The sequence below is a fragment of the Shewanella sp. SG41-4 genome (assembly GCF_014164505.1).
Lineage (GTDB): Bacteria > Pseudomonadota > Gammaproteobacteria > Enterobacterales > Shewanellaceae > Shewanella.
Genome location: NZ_JACJFI010000047.1, coordinates 1 through 21,182 on the forward strand (window position 1 = coordinate 1; position 21,182 = coordinate 21,182).

18 protein-coding genes are annotated in these 21,182 nt (G+C 42.3%); 8 read left to right on the top strand and 10 right to left on the bottom strand.

Annotated features, from left to right (window positions below):
- Window positions 1-464 precede the first annotated feature (464 nt).
- From H5202_RS06840 to pdsR, 4 genes are all read right to left on the bottom strand, one after another.
- Entirely contained in the window at window positions 465-890 is a 426-nt protein-coding gene (locus H5202_RS06840) for a hypothetical protein (protein ID WP_182771412.1), read from the bottom strand.
- Window positions 891-971: 81 nt separating this feature from the next.
- Window positions 972-2,162: a cystathionine beta-lyase gene (locus H5202_RS06845; protein ID WP_182771413.1), complete on the bottom strand. Its 1,191-nt coding sequence runs from the start codon at window positions 2,160-2,162 to the stop codon at window positions 972-974.
- 163 nt (window positions 2,163-2,325) lie between these two features.
- A complete protein-coding gene (pdsS, locus tag H5202_RS06850) occupies window positions 2,326-4,497 on the bottom strand; it encodes a proteobacterial dedicated sortase system histidine kinase (protein ID WP_182771414.1) in 2,172 nt (723 codons plus the stop codon).
- 3 nt (window positions 4,498-4,500) lie between these two features.
- On the bottom strand, window positions 4,501-5,190 hold the full coding sequence (pdsR, locus tag H5202_RS06855; protein ID WP_011637090.1) for a proteobacterial dedicated sortase system response regulator: 690 nt from the start codon (window positions 5,188-5,190) through the stop codon (window positions 4,501-4,503).
- Window positions 5,191-5,438: 248 nt separating this feature from the next.
- Between pdsR and pdsO the strand changes: the two genes are divergently transcribed.
- The 3 genes from pdsO to H5202_RS06870 all read left to right on the top strand — a co-directional run bounded on the left by pdsO (window position 5,439) and on the right by H5202_RS06870 (window position 9,099).
- Window positions 5,439-6,200: a sortase-associated OmpA-like protein PdsO gene (gene pdsO / locus H5202_RS06860; RefSeq protein WP_182771415.1), complete on the top strand. Its 762-nt coding sequence runs from the start codon at window positions 5,439-5,441 to the stop codon at window positions 6,198-6,200.
- 89 nt (window positions 6,201-6,289) lie between these two features.
- Window positions 6,290-8,458 (top strand): marine proteobacterial sortase target protein, encoded by a 2,169-nt coding sequence (locus H5202_RS06865; protein ID WP_182771416.1) that lies wholly within the window; start codon window positions 6,290-6,292, stop codon window positions 8,456-8,458.
- 14 nt (window positions 8,459-8,472) lie between these two features.
- Window positions 8,473-9,099, top strand: coding sequence for a class GN sortase (locus tag H5202_RS06870; protein ID WP_059745022.1), 627 nt, complete (start codon window positions 8,473-8,475; stop codon window positions 9,097-9,099).
- Between the two features lie 264 nt (window positions 9,100-9,363).
- On the opposite strand, the gene ilvN is transcribed toward H5202_RS06870, so the two are convergent.
- From ilvN to H5202_RS06885, 3 genes are all read right to left on the bottom strand, one after another.
- Complete coding sequence (gene ilvN / locus H5202_RS06875; protein WP_011637094.1) at window positions 9,364-9,858, bottom strand: acetolactate synthase small subunit; 495 nt, start codon at window positions 9,856-9,858, stop codon at window positions 9,364-9,366.
- Window positions 9,858-11,576, bottom strand: a complete 1,719-nt coding sequence (locus H5202_RS06880; protein WP_011637095.1) for an acetolactate synthase 3 large subunit — start codon at window positions 11,574-11,576, stop codon at window positions 9,858-9,860. Before H5202_RS06880 ends, ilvN begins: the two co-directional genes overlap by 1 nt.
- Window positions 11,577-11,973: 397 nt before the next feature.
- Entirely contained in the window at window positions 11,974-13,134 is a 1,161-nt protein-coding gene (locus H5202_RS06885; RefSeq protein WP_182771421.1) for a multidrug effflux MFS transporter, read from the bottom strand.
- A gap of 315 nt (window positions 13,135-13,449) precedes the next feature.
- Here H5202_RS06885 and H5202_RS06890 point away from each other — a divergent pair, with 315 nt between their 5' ends.
- From H5202_RS06890 to H5202_RS06910, 5 genes are all read left to right on the top strand, one after another.
- Complete coding sequence (locus H5202_RS06890) at window positions 13,450-15,366, top strand: choice-of-anchor I family protein (RefSeq protein ID WP_259397221.1); 1,917 nt, start codon at window positions 13,450-13,452, stop codon at window positions 15,364-15,366.
- 149 nt (window positions 15,367-15,515) lie between these two features.
- A complete protein-coding gene (locus H5202_RS06895; protein ID WP_443019356.1) occupies window positions 15,516-17,318 on the top strand; it encodes a SulP family inorganic anion transporter in 1,803 nt (600 codons plus the stop codon).
- A 226-nt stretch (window positions 17,319-17,544) separates the two neighbouring features.
- Window positions 17,545-18,168, top strand: a complete 624-nt coding sequence (locus H5202_RS06900; RefSeq protein ID WP_182771417.1) for a 2OG-Fe(II) oxygenase — start codon at window positions 17,545-17,547, stop codon at window positions 18,166-18,168.
- Window positions 18,169-18,348: 180 nt separating this feature from the next.
- Window positions 18,349-18,939, top strand: coding sequence for a GNAT family N-acetyltransferase (locus H5202_RS06905; protein ID WP_182771424.1), 591 nt, complete (start codon window positions 18,349-18,351; stop codon window positions 18,937-18,939).
- 19 nt (window positions 18,940-18,958) lie between these two features.
- Entirely contained in the window at window positions 18,959-19,363 is a 405-nt protein-coding gene (locus H5202_RS06910; protein WP_182771418.1) for a hypothetical protein, read from the top strand.
- Window positions 19,364-19,409: 46 nt separating this feature from the next.
- On the opposite strand, the gene H5202_RS06915 is transcribed toward H5202_RS06910, so the two are convergent.
- The 3 genes from H5202_RS06915 to H5202_RS06925 all read right to left on the bottom strand — a co-directional run.
- Window positions 19,410-19,742: a YdbL family protein gene (locus tag H5202_RS06915; protein WP_182771419.1), complete on the bottom strand. Its 333-nt coding sequence runs from the start codon at window positions 19,740-19,742 to the stop codon at window positions 19,410-19,412.
- A gap of 15 nt (window positions 19,743-19,757) precedes the next feature.
- Window positions 19,758-19,916: a YnbE family lipoprotein gene (locus H5202_RS06920; RefSeq protein WP_182771425.1), complete on the bottom strand. Its 159-nt coding sequence runs from the start codon at window positions 19,914-19,916 to the stop codon at window positions 19,758-19,760.
- Between the two features lie 63 nt (window positions 19,917-19,979).
- The coding region (locus tag H5202_RS06925; RefSeq protein ID WP_182771420.1) for a YdbH domain-containing protein at window positions 19,980-21,182 on the bottom strand (1,203 nt) is incomplete at its 5' end.

A 21,182-nucleotide genomic window follows, 5' to 3' on the forward strand; every position in this document is an offset into this window, starting at 1 on the left:
GATCTTCTCTTATTTTACGTCGTTCATCGGCACGGTTTGCGACTTCGGCGAACTGTTGTCGTTGTGCCAATGTCATGCTTGCCATAAAGCTACGAAAGGGGACTTTGGGTGTGGCAGCGGCTAGGTTGGTTTTCGGTGTGCTACACATAGTTATACTCTTGCAGTTAAATGGTGGTGTACATAATAAGACCGACAAGAGTGATATAACATTTCATTTGTAGCGTAATTTAAATTTGGCGGGCGATATCATCGCATGAGCACGCTGAGATTTGTATCATTTTCACAGTGACCAAAAGTATGTTTTGAACAACGGTTTCGCTAACTGCTTAGTGATTATTTCAATAGCTTTTATTGAGAGTAAAAAAGCCCTGAGACGATAATGGCTCAGGGCTTAGATTGTTTGTCATCCTAACTAGTAAGGTGTGTTAAATCTGTTTTTGTTTAGCGCTCTAATTCTGGTTTTGCTAAATACGAGCCATCCGTTTAAGCAGTAACAACCACAATACAGGGAGCAGTAAGATATAGAAAAACAGCACTTTTGCACCGATATCACCGTAAAACAAGGTGTTGTTTACAAACCTCACAATACCCATTGGATCCCATGGCATGTAATGAATATTGCCGTGCAATAACATGGCACCTAAAATCACTATGGTGATGGCTATCCATTGTCTTGCTGGCTCGTAACTTTTGACTAGAAATGCAGGAATTAACGCGGCTAAGCCGATACCAATTAAGTTCTGCGCAAGGTGAGCTAGTAATGGATATTCACTACTATTAAACCACCACAATAAGTTGCCGGCAGCAGACTGGCCAATTGCCACGATAGTTAATGCATAATAGCCAATGCTAATGCACAAGCTGAGTATGACCATTTTGATGATATTCATTTATTCCCTTTTAGTTTCTACAGTCCATAAAAATTTTTTCATAACAGTGTACACGTTTCTTGCGTCAATAATGAGTAGAGACTATTTTTGTAGTTTTGCATTATATCGGCTAAATGCAGCATCGAGATCGGCAATTAAATCATCGGCATCTTCAAGTCCAATGTGTAAGCGTATTAATGGTTTGCTGCTGTCCCATTGGGTAGCCGTACGGATATTGTTAATACCGAACACCCCTAAAATTAAGCTTTCGAAACCACCCCAGGAAAAGCCCATTTTAAAATGGGCCATATTTTCGACAAAAGCAGTGACTGACGCTAAGTCACCTTGCTTAAGTACAAACGAGAACAAACCGTTACCGCTGCTAAAATCGCGTTTAAAAAACTCGTGACCAGGGCAAGTATCAAATGCTGGATGACGGACATGATCCACTTCTGGACGCGTCGCCAACCAATTAGCCACTTTTAAAGCATTTTTATTATGTTGTGCCATACGTACTCCTAAGGTACGTAAGCCTCGCGCGGCTAAATAGACGTCATCCGGCGAGGTAGTTTGGCCCATTAAGTAACTGTTTTCGCGCAGTTGTTCCCAATGCTGTTCATTGGCAGTGGCTGTACCCATCATCACATCAGAATGGCCGACAATGTACTTGGTGGCGGCTTGAATAGAGATGTCGACACCCATATCAAATGGACGAGAATTAATCGGTGATGCCCAGGTATTATCCAGCATTACAATAACATCATGTTCGTGAGCGATACGGCTAAGCGTTGGTACATCTTGCACTTCCATGGTGATAGAACCTGGTGATTCTAAAAATAATACCTTGGTGTTAGGACGAATTAACTCACGAATGCCTGCACCAATCATTGGGTCGTAATAGGTGGTTTCGATACCAAAACCTGCCAGCATTTTATTGCATAAATCGCGAGTGGGTTCATAGGCGGTGTCGACCATTAATAAATGGTCGCCACTTTTTAAAAATGATAATAAAGCGCTGCTGATCGCGCCCGCACCAGAAGGGTATAACGCCGTGCCAGCGCCACCTTCAAGTTCGCATATGGCTTGTTGAAATGAAAAATGAGTTGGGGTACCGCGACGACCGTAAAACATTTCACCGTTGGTTTTGTTTTTAATCGCAAAACGCATCTCATCCATGGTGTCGAATACCACTGTTGATGCTCTAAATACTGGCGGATTAATAATGCCTTTAGTGAACTTTTTGTCGCGGCCAACGCTAACAATTTGGGTGGCCAGTTTATCGTCTTTGCTCATGTTGTTATTTCCATTATGTGTAGAGTCCATGGTTTATGTTTTAGCTAATGTTTATTAGCAAATATCAATGACATGGATAAATGCGCTACGGTGAATGATCTACTGATGTTCATCATCCTAGCACCAACAAACCTAAATAAAAGCGCCTAAATGCTGTGGTTGACTATTTTTCATCACTCAAGGGTAACGTCAGGCATATTTCAACCCCTTCAATGCCGTTCTCTATCATGTTGGTTGCTTTGATGCTGCCATGGTGGAAGTCGGTAACTAATCGGGCAATGTACAAGCCTAAGCCAAGATGAGGCTTACCATTAATACCTTGAGGCCTGATAGACACCATAGATTCAAAAATTTGGCTGTTCATGTCTTTTGGCAGTAAAGGACCAGTGTTACTGACTTTTAATATCGCCTGTTTATGATGTTGGGTCAGGCTGACAGTGATGGCACTAGCTGGTTGGCTAAACTCAATGGCATTGTTGATCAGTTTATCCATTAATTGGGCGATGTATTCCGGTACACCGTCGCAGGACATAACTTTGTCTTCGATGTGAACCGTAAATAGTTGGTCTGGATAGGTAATTTGGTAGCCTTGCATACAACCGCTAATCACTTTCTTTAATGAAAAACGACAGCTTTCAGCTTGGGTCAAACTGGCTTCAAGACGAGTTGCTTCGCTTAAGTTATTTAAAATAAGGTGTAAGCGGCTGACACCTTCTTGGGCACGGTTAACATACTTTTGTGATTGCTCGTCTAGCTGTTGTAAACCTAAGTGTTCAAGTGAACTGCGCACCACGGCAACAGGGGTACGAAGTTCGTGCGATAAACGCGACGACATGTTTTCTAAATAATGAGTGTATTGCCCAAGGCGGCTGACAATACTTGAAAAGCTGCGTGACAAATCACCGATTTCATCTCGGTTTTTTGATGCCACAATCTGCTGTCTTACTCGGCCCTGGCTGTCGATAGCGAGTTCGGCCTGATCACGTAAACGGCGGATGCGGCTTGAAATACTCGAGGCAAAAATAAACAAGGCTAATGTGCCCATGCTCATAATAGTTAATATGACGTTAAACAGTTTTTCCAAGGCGCGGTTACGCAGGCTGCGAATGCCGTGAGTGGTTTCTTCTGCAATAACTACCCCCATGACTTTATCGTCAATCCATATAGGGCTTGCTGCTGCTAATACCACGGCTTTGTTGTCTGGCGTTAAGCGCCATGTAGAGCCTTGTTTGCCGCTTAAGGCTTTTTCAATGTGGCTACCAGTGAGTTCAGTTGAGTCTTGCAGTGAATCGATAAAGTCTTGTGGCGGACGAGTTAATATTTTGTAGTATAACGGCAGAATATATTGCTGTTTAAAGTGCAGCCAAAAAGACTCAGGTTGATTGACCTCGATATCATCTGCCCAGGTGTTGGACGATGAACGAATATCACCAGATTTTGCCAGTACGCGGCCATGATTATCGACGACCCAAATACGTGAGCTGTTGTGGCTCATGCCTTTAATGATATTTTCAATTTCAGGCGAGGGCACTAACACCGTGCCTAAACTGGCTACTGAGTCGGTGGCTGAGGTACCGATAACATTCACTAATTGACGTGTTTTTGTATCGTTTACATTATGAATCGCAAAGCCTAATTTGCTGCCTACCATTTCGAGTGGCAGTCTAAACTCAATATTGTATCCCTTGTCGGTTTTTAACCACTGGCCTTGAATGCGCACTTCTGGGGTAACTGGCATCGATTGGCTCGGGTCGGCGGGTAATTCAAACGCACTAAGCCAACCACTTTGGGTATTGGCAATAATATAACGCCTGAACATGCCATCGGGCGATTGAGTTGCCATGACTAAGTGATCGTTTCTATCAATGCGTAAGCTTTTACGGTTACGGAAAATCAGGTTCGGGTCATTGACGTTGAAAAATCCGTATAAATAGCCGCCGTATTTGCCCACCATATGGCTAAAGCTAATATCGATTGGCTCAGTTTCGCTGCGCTGATAAATAACATGTTTGTCTGAATAGTTAAGGGTGCGATGTTGGTATAAATCCCAGTCACTCAGTTTACCGTCGAGTTGAATGGGCCCAGCTAACGGGTAGGCGTATAAATCACGGCCTTTCTCGACTTGGTTTAAAAAGCTGGCTTGGTTGTCAAATAATTTTGGTCGCTCATGTAGCGCCGTAGCAAGCGCTTGAGTGGTGCCTTCAAGGGTTTTTTCTTGGCCATAACGCAGGTACTTTTCCATTTCCCACACATATTCATACCCAAGCCATGGTAGGCAGAGTAAAAACAGCGACAAAATGACGACCTTGGCACGCAGCCCTATCGGTAAATTCATCTGTTAGATATTGTCCCAGCGGTAGCCCATGCCATAAACGGTATCGATACAGTCAAACTCAGCGTCGATAACGATAAACTTTTTCCTAATGCGCTTAACGTGCGAGGTGATCGTGCTGTCGTCGACGTAAATTTTAGCTTCTTGCATTAAATCCTGACGGCTACGCACATGTCCTGGGTGTTTGGCCATGGCATGAACCATCCAAAACTCGGTCACGGTCAGTTCAATGGGTTGCGATTTCCAATATACCTGAATGCGATTGCCATCGATGGTGAGGTGGCCGCGCTCAAGTAAGTTGTCTTCTATTGGGCTTGAACCGATTAATTCTGAACGACGAAATAGGGCCGCAATACGGGCCATTAAATGGGGGAAACTGACTTCTTTTGTTAAATAGTCATCGGCCCCTAAACGCAGACCACACACAGTGTCAAAGTCACTGTCGCGTGCAGTTAAAAAAATAATAGGTAGGCTGCTCGACATTGCACGCAATGCCTGGCATAGGGTAAAGCCGCCGTCTATTTCATGCTCTAAACCAATATCAATAATGGCTAGGTCTGGTAAGCGGGCATTAAAGGCGAGCATGGCTGCGGGGCGATTTGCATAGGCTTGAACACTATACCCTTGCTGTTGCAGGACATCTTTGTAATTTTCGCGGATAGCGGCTTCGTCTTCAACAATGGCAATTCGTTTCATGGGATGATTTCAATTAATAGGCTGATAAATAGATACAGTGCTGACTATACAGGATTTTATGGTCCAAAAAAGCCGTTGACGGCAATTGCCATATTGTTGCCACATTTGATCGCCACATTGCCATTTTTGCTCCCCAATAAAGCCACCTATGAGGTGTTTAATAGCGACATAGAGTTAATCAACAACGCATTAACCCATGTATTGATGATAACCATCATTTTTTAAACAACCGCTAAAAGGGATTCTTTATGAAAAAGCAACTTATTGCCGCAACAATTATTTCTACCATGATGATAACAAACGTCAGCTGGGCAAATGACAATGACATGAGCGAAGAGCGCGAACACACAGAAGAGCTAGTGGGTTTGAGTTCTGGGATTTTACTTGGCGCAGTTATCGGCGGCCCAGTGGGTGCCATTATTGGTGCATTTACGGGTACGTTTATTGGTAAGTCGGTTGGCGATGAAGCAGAACTCAGCGTCCAGAAACAACAATTGGTGCAGCAAGAGCAAAAATTAACGCAAACTAATGAGCAATTAATGGCATTGAGCACTAAGCAGCAGTCGTTGGAGCAAGTGTCGGAGAAATATTATCAATTACAGTCTAACTTGGCTGAACAAAAAGCGAATCAACAACAAACACTTAATGAGTTAACCATTGGGATGAATGTGCAGTTTAAAACCGGATCGAGCCATATTGAGCCGTTATTTGAACAACAATTAGATAATGTGGCTTACATGATGAGCTTGTCACCAGAATTAACCATTGATTTAACCGGTTATGCCGATCGACGTGGTGATAATGATTTCAACCAAGCCTTGTCTGAACAGCGTTTAGCCGAAGTGACACAATACTTAGTTACCCAAGGCATTGCCCGCGAGCGTTTGCATGGACAGGCTTATGGTTCAACGTTGCCAATGCACCAGGAACAAAACTTTGAAAACGACTTTTTTGATCGTCGCGTGACGCTCAAGTTATTAGCCCCAGGTGCTGAACTTGCTGCTAACTAAATTTACACGTCTATTTTCCTTTTTGTTTTGAATATTACCCATCTAGGCGCAAACATTGGTGTTGTAGCCTAAATGGGTGAGGAGCTAGTATGCGCCCGTTGTTTTTAATCTCACATTTGTCTATTAAAAATGTTTGTAAATCGCTGTGTTTTGGTTTGTTGTTTGTCATTTATGCCAGTATTACGACGGCATTTGCATCACCGTCTGGATATCAAGAAGACGATATCACTCAAGGCACATTAGAGTACTTTCAACAAAATCAAGTTATACAAGCTTTTGCGCTAGATACACAAGTGAGCATGGATGTGTCGGGATTACTCAATCGGGTCACGGTTAAGCAAGTGTTTATCAATGATTCTGATCAATGGGTGAATGGGCGATACTTATTCCCGTTACCTGAAACTGCAGCGGTCGATAGCATGCTGTTACGCATTGGCGACAAAGTCATAGCAGGACAAATTCAACCTAAAAAACAAGCATTGCAGACTTTTGAAAACGCCAAAAAACAAGGTAAGCAAGCGAGTTTGTTACAGCAACAACGACGCAATTTGTTTACCTCAGATGTGGCCAATTTAGGGCCACACGAACAACTCGTGGTCGAAATTAGTTATCAACAAAAGGTTGAGTATCGTGATGGGCTGTTTAGTTTACGTTTTCCATTAGCGATAACGCCGCGTTATAACCCGCAAGCTGACCGCACTACCGAGCAGCTGCCATTGGCCATGCCATCGAGTGCTAATACTGCGACAACTGTTAAGCACGTCAGGCCTGCACTAGATGTAAAGATGCAGGTGAACATTGATGCTGGTTTTGAACTAACGTCACTCGACAGTCTCTATCATCCGATTAAGCAATCTAATGTAGGTAATCATTACAGTGTTAACTTTGTCGGTAAACAAATTGCCGACCGTGATTTTGTATTGCAATGGCAAGCTAATGTAGGCGCAGTACCACAAGCTGCGACGTTTTATCAAACCGGTAAAACCCATTTAGCAGACAATAGCGATGAGCGTTCAGAAACTGCACAAAGACAACCTAATCCGGTTGATAACAATATGTACTCGCTAGTGATGTTAATGCCGCCGAGTGTGGAAGTAAGCGAGCAACACCTTATTGCCAGAGAACTGATTTTAGTTATCGATACGTCTGGTTCTATGTCTGGCCAGTCTATCACTCAAGCCAAGCAAGCATTACAGTTCGCACTAGCGGGACTGCGTGACATCGACAGCTTTAATATTATTGAATTTAATAGTGACGTAACAATGTTATCTGTCACGCCATTGCCTGCTAATAGCCGTAATATTGGCAAAGCAAATCGATTTATTCAGTCATTAGACGCTGACGGTGGCACCGAAATGCGCAGTGCATTACAAACTGCGCTGGTGGACAGCGTGCAGCAAGATTCTGATCAAACCGATGCCCACAGTGAAATGTTACGCCAAGTGATTTTTATGACCGACGGTGCCGTTGGCAATGAACATGAGTTGTATCAACTTATTAACGATCAGTTAGGTGACAGCCGATTATTTACGGTTGGTATTGGCTCTGCGCCGAACTCAGATTTTATGCGCCGAGCAGCAACAATGGGGCGAGGAACATTTACCTACATTGGCAAAGAGTCTGAAGTGCAGCAAAAAATTGAGCAATTACTTAATAAAATAGAGCAACCCGTGTTGACCAATATTGGCTTGTACTATCTTGATGGCAGCGTACCGGATTATTGGCCGACCACCATTAGTGATTTATACCAAAATGACCCCCTTTGGGTAAGCATTAAATCGGCGTCACACCAACAACAGCCTATCATAGTGTCTGGCAGCATTAATGGTCAGTATTGGCAGCAACAACTTGATTTTGAAGAAAACCAAGCAGCTAAGGGGATTGATTTATTATGGGCAAATGCGCAAATAACATCACTTGAGCTTTATAAAGACAATGCCAGCCGCGACCGCGTTAATAAGCAAGTTGAAGCATTAGGCTTGCTGTATCACTTAGTGACCAGCCAGACCAGTTTAGTTGCTGTGGATGTGACTCCGGTTAATCCATTGATTGATAGCCCAATAGATGTGCAGTTACAACCGCATATGCCCCATGGATTAAATGCAGCTCAATCGTCGCAAGTATTGCCACAAACCGGTACCGCTAGTCGATTATGGTTATTAATTGGTTTTAGTTTATTAGGCTTAGGATTGTTGCACTATTTATGGTTAAGACAACGCTTACCAGGCCAATTGTTAGTGATTGAATCACATGATTAAACAGGAGCGGAAATATGCAGCGAACAATATCACCGACCAAGCATTGGATTGTGATTGTGCTTCTAAGCGTACTGGGATGTGCATTATTATTACAGGGAGGTTATATGCAAGCTAAAGCCCATTTTGCCCAGTTTTTAATTGAACGGGCTTTTGAAAAAACCTTGGCAGATAGCCAACCACATAAACCCTGGTCTTGGGCAGACACTCATCCGGTAGCTAAGATGCGTGTGTTGCAACAACACAATGATAGCTTGCAACCTTTAGGCAGTGACTTGTACGTATTAGCAGGGGCATCTGGGCGTAATTTAGCCTTTGGGCCTGGGTTAATGTTAGCGGGGGCGGCGTTGGGTGAGCAGGGCAATATGATTATTGCCGGCCATCGAGACAGTCATTTTATGCGTTTACAATACGTTAAGGTTGGCGACATGATTGAGCTTTATAGCACAGCAGGTGAGCGAGTGTTATATCAAATTACTACCACTCATGTGGTGCATGAAACCGACTTAGATGTGCTGGCTCCCACAGCTGAAAGTCATTTAACCTTGATAACCTGTTATCCGTTTGACCAATTGAGTGGCAATGCTGAGTATCGCTATATTGTTGAAGCTAAGCCGGTAGTAAGTAAACCTTTATACAGTTAAATTACAGGAAGGTTTCCGTGTTCGATTGGGTTGACTGATAACTTTGAGAGCATTTGAACTTTTTGAGGTTTGAATGCCATCAGATATAAAGGTTATGTGATTTAGAGGTTATGTTATTTGAACGTCATGAGAGCTGAACGTTTTATTATTAAAGAACCATTTCAATTAATGATTCAGTGAATGTGTTATCACGCCATTCTGCATTAAATAGCCAATAAAAAAGCAGAGTCCAATAGGGCTCTGCTTTTTTATATCAATAAGCCATTAGGCTCTCATTGACTTTTCACCTCTGGCTAAACCGACCACGCCTGAACGTGATATTTCAATCACCTTAGTTGTGTCGCTAATAGCATGGATAAACGCATCAATTTTATCACTGGTGCCAACCATTTGAATGGTATATAGATTGGCCGTAACATCAACGATTTGACCGCGGAAAATATCAGCTGTTCGCTTCACTTCTTCGCGTTGTTCGCCTTGGGCTTTTACTTTCACCAACGCAATTTCGCGTTCAATGTAGGCCGATTCTGTGATATTAGCCACTTTCAAAATATCGATAAGCTTGTGCAATTGCTTTTCAATTTGCTCAAGAATATTTTCATTGGCAATCACGGTAATATTTAAGCGTGACAAGGTCACATCTTCAGTCGGCGCAACGGTTAAGCTTTCGATGTTGTAGCCACGTTGAGAAAATAATCCCACTACTCGTGACAATGCGCCTGGTTGGTTTTCAAGTAATACAGAAATTATACGACGCATTAGCTTTTCTCCGTTTTGCTTAGCCACATTTCGTTCATCGCGCCGCCGCGAATGAGCATTGGGTAAACGTGTTCCGTTTCATCTACGCTGATATCAACAAACACTAACTTGTCTTTCATCGCCAACGCTTCAGCGAGCTTAGATTCAAGTTCATCTGGGTGACTAATGTTCATACCAACATGACCATAGGCTTCAGCAATTTTTGCAAAATTAGGCACAGAATCCATATAAGAATGGGAATGACGACCTGAATAAATCATGTCTTGCCACTGTTTTACCATGCCAAGGAAACGGTTGTTTAGGTTGATAATTTTAACCGGAGTATCATATTGCAGTGCCGTTGAAAGCTCCTGAATATTCATTTGGATAGAACCATCACCCGTAACGCACACCACGGTAGCTTCAGGGAACGCCATTTTAACGCCCATTGCCGCAGGCAAACCAAAGCCCATGGTGCCTAATCCACCTGAGTTAATCCAACGACGTGGTTTATCGAACGGGTAATATAACGCGGCAAACATTTGATGCTGGCCGACATCCGACGCCACATAAGCGTCACCATTGGTGAGCTTGTACAATGTTTCAATAACTTGTTGTGGTTTGATTCTATCGGTAGTGCGATCGAACTCTAAGCTCTTACGTGAACGCCAAATTTCAATGTCGCTCCACCATGCAGCCATCGCGGTAGCATCATTAGTGTCTTTTGATTCATCAAGTAGATCTAACATGCCGTCTAAAATGTTATCGGCAGAGCCAACAATTGGAATATCGACCCGAACCGTTTTAGAGATAGAAGATGGATCAATATCGATGTGTAAAATGGTTGCGTTAGGACAATACTTTTCAACATTGTTGGTGGTGCGGTCGTCAAAACGGACCCCAATACCAAAGATTAAATCGGTGTTGTGCATTGCCATATTCGCTTCGTATAAACCATGCATTCCTAGCATGCCTAAACTCTGCTTATGGGTGCCAGGAAACGCGCCTAAACCCATCAAGGTACTCACGACGGGGATGTTTAAACGTTCGGCAAGGGCAAGTATTTGTGCATCACAACCCGAAATAACCGCGCCACCACCGACGTATAATACTGGTTTTTTAGCCGCTAACAGGGCTTGTAAACCACGACGAATTTGGCCTTTATGACCCGATGTAGTGGGGTTGTACGAACGCATTTTAACGCTGTCCGGATAAACATAATCATGCAGTATATCTGGGCTTAAACAGTCTTTAGGTAAATCAATGACCACAGGGCCAGGGCGACCGGTAGCGGCAATGAAAAAGGCTTTTTTAACTGTTTCAGGAATGTCTTTAGCGTCTGTTATTAAAAAACTGTGCTTAACGATAGGACGAGAAATACCAATCATGTCGCATTCTTGGAAGGCATCATTACCAATCAAATTACTCGGCACTTGACCAGACAACACAACCAGCGGGATTGAATCCATGTAAGCGGTGGCAATACCGGTAATAGCATTGGTTGCACCAGGGCCTGAAGTGACTAACACGACGCCAACTTTGCCTGTTGCTCGGGCATAACCATCAGCCATGTGCACTGCAGCTTGTTCATGACGAACTAGGATGTGTTCAATACCGGATATTTTGTGCAGAGAATCATAGATGTCTAACACCGAACCACCGGGATAACCGAAGATATGGCTGACACCTTCATCTATTAATGAGCGCACGATCATACTCGCGCCAGAAAGCTTTTCCATGAAATGAATCCTTGTTAAGTTACCGTATGGTAAACAGTATCTTGTATACAACGACGGTAATCGTTTTAAAAAATAAGTTTGAAGGGTAATTCAAACTCGAAGATTGAAATTGCTGTCGCAATATCCAATGGCTGGTTTCATTGTTACTGAACGAGTAACTAAGTCCTATCTTATGTAAATTTATTTTTACTGCAACCCCTTTAGTTAATTATTTATCTAGGTTGAAATCATTTCATGTTTATGAACTGTTTTTTGGTGTTTTGAATGGTTTGATAGTTAAGTGCTGTAATCGGTCCTTTGAAAAAGATACTGATATCACTTATGGCAAACAAAAGGGCAATAAAAAGACCACTAAAATCGTGGCCTCTAAATATTGTTGTGATGGGGATGTATGGCGTTATTCAGTTTTAGGTAAGGTACTTTGAAAAAACTGACATACGCCGACTAGCAATATTGCGCCAAGCATCAGCGCTGAAAAGGGCACTGCACTACCATCATAAAAATACGCCAACAGTGGCCCCGCAACTGCGCCAAAACCAAATCTTAACGTGCCGATAACGGCCGTTGCGGTGCCGGTTTCTTGTTTGAACTTCATTAATACAATGGCGTCGGCATTGACCGACATTACCCCGAGCGAACCCATTAAAGGGATAAGCATTAATACGGTAAAGTGATAGCTTAAATCAAGTAAATTAACCGCGAGCAAGCCCGTTGCGGCAATAATCCCGAAGAATGTTGACACATGCAACATCCGTTTAGATCCGAACCGGGTAACCACTCTAGAGTTAACAATGTTGGCGAGCATCAAGGCTCCCACATTGGTGCTAAATAAAATCGCAAACAGCGATTTATCTAAATTAAACACTTCCATGTAAATAAATGGCGAAGCGGTTAAGTAACAAAAGAAAGCAAACGACGTTAATACTCCGCTGGATAAATTCAGTTTTACACCATTGCGAGCAAATACTGTGTAGTAACCGCCTAAAAATGTCTTTTGGCTACGACCGCCTAGGTCTTTATCGCTGGGCATTTTTAGCTTAAATAATACTAATGCCAATAATGTGATGGCATAACAACTTTGGCTTAAAAAGATAAGGTGCCAATCGCCGAGCTCCATAATTAAACTGCCCATAGTTGGGGCTAGCAATGGCGCTAACATCATAATAAGACTGACATAAGACATGCCTTTGGCGGTGTTATCACCATAGATTTCTTTAATGTAACCCGGCACCACAACCGTGGCAGCTGCACCAATGAGTGCTTGCGCAAAACGCAACATCAAAAACTGTTCGATACTAGTGCTGAGTGCAATTAGTAAGCTGATAATGGTGAAACCTAACAGCCCAAAAATAACCAGTGGTCGACGACCAATTTTGTCGGCAAGTGGGCCAAATATCAGCATGCCTAATGCATAACCTGCAAGGTAAATACTGAGTGACTGTTGTACCGTGGTGATGTCGGTATCAAAGCCTAGTGCCAAGATGGACATCGCCGGTAAGTACATGTCGATGGCTAAAGGCGTAATGGCGACAATAGCGGCCAACATAGGGATTAGCATCGCTAAGTGAGGAATACCCGTTGAGGCTGGAGATGAGTCTGACTTTGATGGCGATACCACGTGAACCTCGTGTGCTTTAGGTGTTGCAGAAGATGCTAATTTAATCGACGCTAGTTTACCACGTTACGGAGCATTTACTGCGGCTGATTTTTGTAATGAATAATGTGCGCCGTTTGCGTTTAATCTTATATTTACAGAATCATTAAATTGAGGCGTTTTAGAGACATAAGTGCAACATTTTTGTCATTAAAGCTTCATTGTTTTTGACTAGTGTATTCGCTTTAGATTACCCACTTCTATTCGGGACTTTAGTTTATGATGCGCTTTGTTCAAGGTAAAACGGCACTGCTAGTGTCTGCAATAATGACCACCATGTTACTCACAGCATGTGATGGCGATGACGGCCAAATGGGCTCGAAGGGTGATAATGGCGTAGACGGAGCCAGTGGTAATAATGGCTTGTCTGCTTTAGTCAGCATAACTCCTCTTGCTGTTGGTGATGCTCAGTGCATGTTTGGTGGTCAGCAAATTGACACTGGATTAGACACTAATAGTAACGGTGCATTAGAAATGAATGAGGTTGATAGTAACCAAACTCAAACGATTTGTAATGCTGCCCAAAATACTCTTACTGTTGATTTAGTCGGTCGTTATCAGTCTGGTGTGTACGGCTTGAGTGCGGCAGAAATTGTGGATTATCATTCGTTGAGTCAGAGCGCATTTGTAGTGAATGCTCAAAGTGGTAAAGTTGATGTACTCGATTTGTCGGCATTAACGACAACAGCCGTTCAAGCTGAAGCTGGTTACAGTTTAAATAATATTGCCAAAAAGACCGAATTGAATATTAGCACCGATACCGGTTTAAGCTTATTGGGTGCAGTAAACAGTGTCAGTGTGTCGGGTAATTTGTTAGCGGCAGCTGTTGAGCGATCTGATGCGTTAGGTAACGCCACTCAAGGCAATGGTATTGTGGCGTTTTATCGATTATCTGAAAGCGCGTTACCTGTTTATTTGTCGTTCGTTGAGGTGGGTGCATTACCTGATAATGTCACTTTTAGCCCTGACGGTAGTGTGTTGTTAGTTGCCGATGAAGGTGAACCTAATAGCGCTTATGATGTTGACCCTGAAGGTTCTGTTGCGTTAATTGCCATTGTCGATGGTGTGCCTGCAGCAACAGCTACTATGATTGATTTTAAAGATTTTAATATTGGTGCAAGTCGTCATTCTGAGCTTAATCCATTGATTAAAATTAATGGCCCAGGCGCGAGTGTGGCGCAAGACTTAGAGCCTGAATACATTTCAGTGTCAGCAGACAGTCAATTTGCGTATGTCAGTTTACAAGAAAACAATGCTATTGCGGTAATTGATATCACTACAGCAACAGTGAAACGGATTATTGCGCTAGGGCTTAAAGATTTTGGTGTAGAAGCTAATAAAATTGATGCCAGTGACAAAGACGATGCCATAAACTTACAAGCTTATGCGGGTGTTTATGGCATGTATCAGCCTGATACTATTACCAGCTATCGATGGAATAATACTGATTTTATCGTGACAGCCAACGAAGGTGATGCGCGCGACTATGATGGTTTTTCTGAAGAAGCTCGAGCTGAAGATTTGAATTTAGATCCTAATCATCCGCAGTTTGCCGCCGCACAAGATAAAACCCAACTGGGGCGCTTAAAAGTCACCACGAGTACGGGCGATGATAATAATGACGGCTTGATGGACAAAATAGTCGCGTACGGTGGTCGTTCATTTTCGATTTGGACTGCAGAAGGACAACAAGTTTTCGACAGTGGCGGTGACTTCGAACGTATTACTGCCGCATTGTTAGCAATGAACTTCAATAATAACAACGATGAAAATAAAGGTGATAGCCGCAGCGACGATAAGGGACCTGAGCCAGAAGCTCTAGCAATTGGTCAAATAGGTTCACATACTTATGCATTTATCGGTTTAGAACGCACTGGTGGTTTTATGATTTATGACATTACTAATCCTTTTGCCGTATCGTTTGTTGATTATGTGCATAATCGTAATTTTGATGCTGACTTTGTTATTGATACCGACACTGGCGAAGTGGAAGGTGATGCTTCTTTAGCGGGGGATTTAGGTCCTGAAGGAATGAAGTTTATTGCTAGCCAATACAGTCCTACCGGGTTGCCATTATTACTCATTGGTAATGAAGTTAGCGGTACAACAGCGGTATATCAATTACGTTTACAGTAACGATATTTGTCGTTCTGCGTCATTTATCCATTCTTGTTTAATCCACCATTTAATGACGAAAAACGCCAAGCCTAACGTGCTTGGCGTTTTTTTTGATGAAATTTTATTTATCGTTAGTGAATATGTCGTAATTAATTTGAAATAAAACTATGATAACAACCTACTTTATTATTATTGAGGTTGTTGTGTTGCTGAGTCGGTTATATGGATTTATGCCTGGTTTAGAAACCTTTTCTCGTTACGAGAGAAGCTGGCTTAAAGATGACGTTCGTGCAGGTTTATCTGTTGCCGCCGTCGCTTTACCTGTTGCAATAGCGTACGCACAGTTAACGGGCGTCAATGCAGCAGTAGGTTTGTATTCATGCGTGTTACCGATGCTTATTTACGCCTTATTTGGCACCTCAAGACAACTTATCGTTGGCCCTGACGCTGCAACGTGTGCGGTAATTGCCGCTGTTGTGACGCCACTAGCCGCTGGCGACAGTCTAAAACATTGGCAATTAGTGATGACCATGACCGTGATGACAGGGTTTTGGTGCTTGATTGCGAGTCGATTTAAATTAGGCGTGTTAGCCGACTTCTTATCCAAACCTATTCTGATGGGGCTACTCAACGGTGTTGCCATTACCATTATTGTGGGGCAATTCTCGAAAATATTCGGTTTTACCTTTGATGAAAAATACTTGCTTGAACGCCTAGGTGGTGCGCCAAGTTACTTATCACAAACTCATATTCCGACGTTGATGATGGCAATTCTCACAGTGGTTGTTTATTTTGTGATGAAGCGACTAAAACCTACATGGCCAGCATCAATGTTTGCTATTGCAGTAGGCGGTGCATTGGTGTGGGTTTTTCATTTAACTGATTATGATGTGGCGGTTATTGGTAGCGTGGCAGGCGGCTTGCCATCATTTCAAGCACCAGTGTTTAATCTCGGTATTGCACGTGAATTAGTGATGCCAGCACTTAACTTAGCCATGGTCAGTTTTGTGAGTATGATGCTGACCGCGCGAAGTTTTGCCGCAAAAAATGGTTACGACATTGATGCGGACAAAGAGTTTAAAGCCTTAGGCTTAGCCAATATTGCTTCTGCTTTATCGCAAGGTTTTGCCGTGAGTGGTGCTGATTCTCGCACCGCAGTGAATGATGCTAATGGCGGCAAAACCCAGTTAGTGTCGGTGATTGCTGCAGTGTTAATCGCCGTAGTGGCGGTTTTTTTAACCGCGCCGTTAGAATTTATTCCCAGCGCAGCGCTCGGGGTAGTATTAGTTATAGCGTCTGTGCACCTTATCGACTTAAAAGCGATTTGGGGCTTACGTTTACGTGATCGCCAAGCATTTTATTTAGCTTTAATCACTTTCCTCGCAGTACTTTTTATTGGCGTGATCCCTGGGATCACTCTTGCTGTGTTATTAGGATTGTTTCAGTTTCTTCGTACGGTTATGCGACCGACGGATCAAGTGTTGGGGCTGGATGCAAAAGGCATTATTCGCAGCTTAGATAGCAGCGACAAAGCCTCATCGGTACCTGGTGTGTTTATTTATCGGTTCAATTCTCCGTTGACCTATTTTAATGCTACCTATTTTAAGCGCCGTCTACTTGAACGCTTTGCTCGGCAGAACCAGCTTGAAACGGTCGAATGTGTGATTATAGATGCGGTACCTTGCTTTACTCATTTAGATCTAAGCGTAATGGCAATGCTGACCGACATCGATGTGTTATTAAGAAAGCGTGGTGTCAGTTTAGTCTTGGCAGGGCGTAAGCGGCAGTTAATTAGCTGGTTTGAACAAACAGATATGGTGTCGGGCGAAGAAGGTATTACTATTCGCTCAGATTTATATCTCGCCTTAAAGATGCAACAAAGTCATGTTGCAGCCTGTGAAGCACAACAGCTTGATGATAGTCATAGCGATGATTCAACCGAGACCGTATTAACACACAGTCAAATTTAACTACTGGGCTTCCTATTTACTGTGTTTTATTTTGATTTAAGTTGATGATTTTAAAGTTTTTAATAAATGTTGTTCATGGCGGTTTTATTCTATAAAATCGCCGAAATAACCAAGGTATGGCAATTATACTTTGTAATGACGCCCCCTCGAAAATCAGGCCCTTAATTTCCTTTCTGTGCCCTTGAGTAAAGTACAAAGCGTAGTCTTTCTGTTGGATGTGGCATATATGGTTTCGCAAGTAAGTGAAGCAATGCTGGATGTGATCGCAGATGCGTTAGTCGATAAAGGGTATATCCTTTTATCTGATATCATTCCTGATTATGTAAGTTTAGCCTTGCTTGAAAAAATGCAAGCTCAGCAAGATATTGATTTTAAAAAAGCTGCCATTGGTCGAGGTATTGAACAACAAATCAATACTGAAATTCGCTCGGATAAAATTAGCTGGTTAGACAATCAAGATCATACCGACCGTGAATATTTATCGATTATGAGCCAATTGAAAGATGGCCTAAATCGTCGTTTGTTTATGGGACTGTTTGACTTTGAAAGTCACTATGCTGTTTATGAGCCGGGTGCTTTTTATAAAAAACATGTTGATGCGCTGCATGGCAGCCAAAATCGTATTTTATCGACAGTATTTTTCTTGAATCAAGATTGGCAAGACTGTGATGGCGGTGAATTGATCATTTATGATGAGTTTGATTTACCTTTAGAAGTCGTTAATCCAAAAATTGGTACCTTGGTACTGTTTTTAAGTGAACGTTTCCCGCATGAAGTCAAACCAACAATGAAAACCCGTAATAGTATTGCTGGGTGGTTTAGGGTGAGCAGTGCTAATCACGGTTTTTAATTATAAAGTAGAGAATGACTTAGTCTTTAGCAAGCTATGTTGTAACCACAAAACAATGTTTTTACGCTATAGATAAAAACATTGTAGTTGCTGGCTGTAAATCTATATGCTGTTAAGGTAATGTAACCTTTAACTAAAAGGAGCGTTAACTTGAGCTGGATTAATAGACAAGATTGCTTAATGGGTGAACATGTTATCTTAGAACCACTGTCTCTAGATCACGTTCCTGGGTTAACTCTGGCTGCCAGTGATGGCGAATTGTGGAATTTGTGGTTTACGCAAATTCCTAATGCTGATGGTATGAAAGCATATGTCGAGTATGCTTTAGCCTGCGAAAATAACGGTGAAGCAATTGCGTTTGCTGTGCGAGATAAAGTCTCTGGCAATATCATTGGTTGTACTCGTATTTGCCACTGGGACCAGCCTAATCGTAGGCTCGAAATTGGCTACACTTGGTACGCTAAATCTTATCAACGCAGTGCGATTAATACCGAGTCCAAGTTATTATTACTCCGTTATGCATTTAACACCTTGGATGCTATAGCGGTCGAATTCAGGACGCATTGGCATAATCACGCGTCTCGAAATGCGATAGCACGATTAGGTGCCAAGCAAGATGGCATACTACGCAATCATAAAATCCAAGCTGACGGGACTATTCGTGACACTGTGGTTTTTTCGATTATTGAAACCGAATGGCCTCAAGTTGAACACTTTTTAACATCTCGTTTAGCGCATTATCAATCGTTAACGTCATCTACAAATTTCTAAAAAACGAAGGGAAACAACCATGAACAAATCTGCAATGTGGGTTTTTACTGTGTCAGCTATATGTATGAGTGTAACTGCACATGCAGAAGATGCTGCAGAAAAAGCATTCACTGACGAGTTACTTGAATGTGCAGCGTATTATCAAATTAGCTCAGAAGCGATCGGTGCGATGAATGCTCCGCAAATGAAAGCGGTAGGTGATCGTTTAAAAACCTCTGCAATTGATGCTGTGGCTATAGCGGGTAAGTATCGTGCCCCTGAGCAAGTTGAAAAAGATGTTGCTACAGCTAAACAAAAACAAATTGATAAATTAGCTGGGTCGAATAACTTAGGCGCATTAATGTCAAAATACAAAGACTCTTGTAAAACGATTGTAACTGACCCGCAAAAACGCTTAGATTATTGGATTATGGCGACTATGTAATAGTTTGCTATCTGTAAAAATAACCACGTTGAGGTGACTCAAGTGGTTATTTTTTTAGCCATTTTCCTTGTGGCGTTTGGATCATATGCCCCGTTTCGGCTGCTTCAATGGCTTTTTGAGCCGCAAGGGTTGCGACTTTATCAAGGCTAATATTATTTCGGTCAGCAATGATTTGATAATAGTGTTTACGTTTGGCATTAACGGTGAGCACCAGCTGTTGCGTTTCAGGTGATGGAATCACAACGCCTAAATAACCGTTTGATTGCTCGCCTACTAGTCTGGCCGTTTTGGCCTCTTGCAATGTCATTGCCCAAGCAGTGGCACACCATAATAAACTGGTTAAGCATACTGCAGTGGCTAAAGTGAATCTTGATTTCATCTTGATAACCTCTGCTTAGAATAACTCATCATTCTCAAGTAAATTATTGAGCTCTTTTTCTACTTTAATTCTAATTTCATGTTCAATTTTAACGTTTAAGTTAATGACAATAGGCTTATCAGGTGGCTCTATCTTTACGGTAGGCATGCAAGCTGATAGCCATAACGATGCCATTATGGTGCTGATACTGATTAAATATGTCGATGAATATTTCACGTGGGCGATCCTTTTATGCTGCTATTGGACTTTTGTTTCAATTTTGCTTTGTACTTGATTACCGATCTGAGTGCTTTTGTATAACTGAATTAAGTTTTCTTGATGAGAATAATTGAGATGAACAGGGCGCTCAATCCCACGACTGTTGCCTTTCACCGCAATATTAACTTCGGCATCTCCATTGGGTATCATGTCAAATGTGCTCGACAATTCACTATAGTTAAGATGCTCAAGTGCGGTAAAGACTAATCCAAGATATGGTTGAGATAATTCTAGCTGATCCATTGCGGGATTTCCGGCAACTTCAATTAATCCTCCAGGTGCTCGTGCGGCGAGTTTGCCACCGGTAATCGTCACTTTACCATCAACCAGTACTGCGGGTAATACGCCATCAAATAAACCATTGGCTTTAACACCCACTTGCGGTTGCTCTTCTAAAAATTTCTCTAGGCTCAACCCTTGTAATAATAAGTATCCATAAGATTGATCATGCAGTTTTAGCACAAATTCAGGTAATAAAAAGCGTCCATCAAGCATGTCACCGCTGGCGGTAAGGTTGATGTTGGTTTCGCTTAACCCTGTGACCTGCTGTAACCAATTGGTCGGTGTTTTGTTGCTGTCTTTATTGAGTTCGATATTGGCATTCAAATTCAAGTTTGTCAGTGATAAACCAATTTTAGCTTGCTGTAAACTGATTGCGGTGTGCGGGCAGACTAATTGGCTATGAGCAAAGTGCTTTTCGGCTGCAGGTGAAGTGAGATCATCGTGAGCTTGCTGCCAGTTAAATTGGCATTGGGCGAACACGTCTCCACCGTTAAATGATTTATCATTCCATTGACCTGACAAGGATGATAACTGCTGTTGAATTTTCATTTCAAACTGACTGGTGTTGTCTATTTCGCTTAATGCAAAACCTGCCTTCAATTTACTGTGGCCTTGAATAGTGAAATTATCAGGTAACGGTTGGACTTTTTGTAATGTCTTTAATGCTGTTTCAATGTCGGTATCAAAGCTCCATTGGCCAGCTAATGATAATGGACTTTTTTTATCGGCAAATTTGAGTAAGTGATAACTGCTTAAGTTAAGGGTGTTGAGTTGCCATTGCTCACTACCGATCAATAATCCTTTGGATAAATTGAGTTGCTGAGTGACCGTGATGTTATCAAAAGCAATAAGTGGTTGGCGGCGGCTTTTTCCGATTTGCTTGGTGATATCAAGTTTATT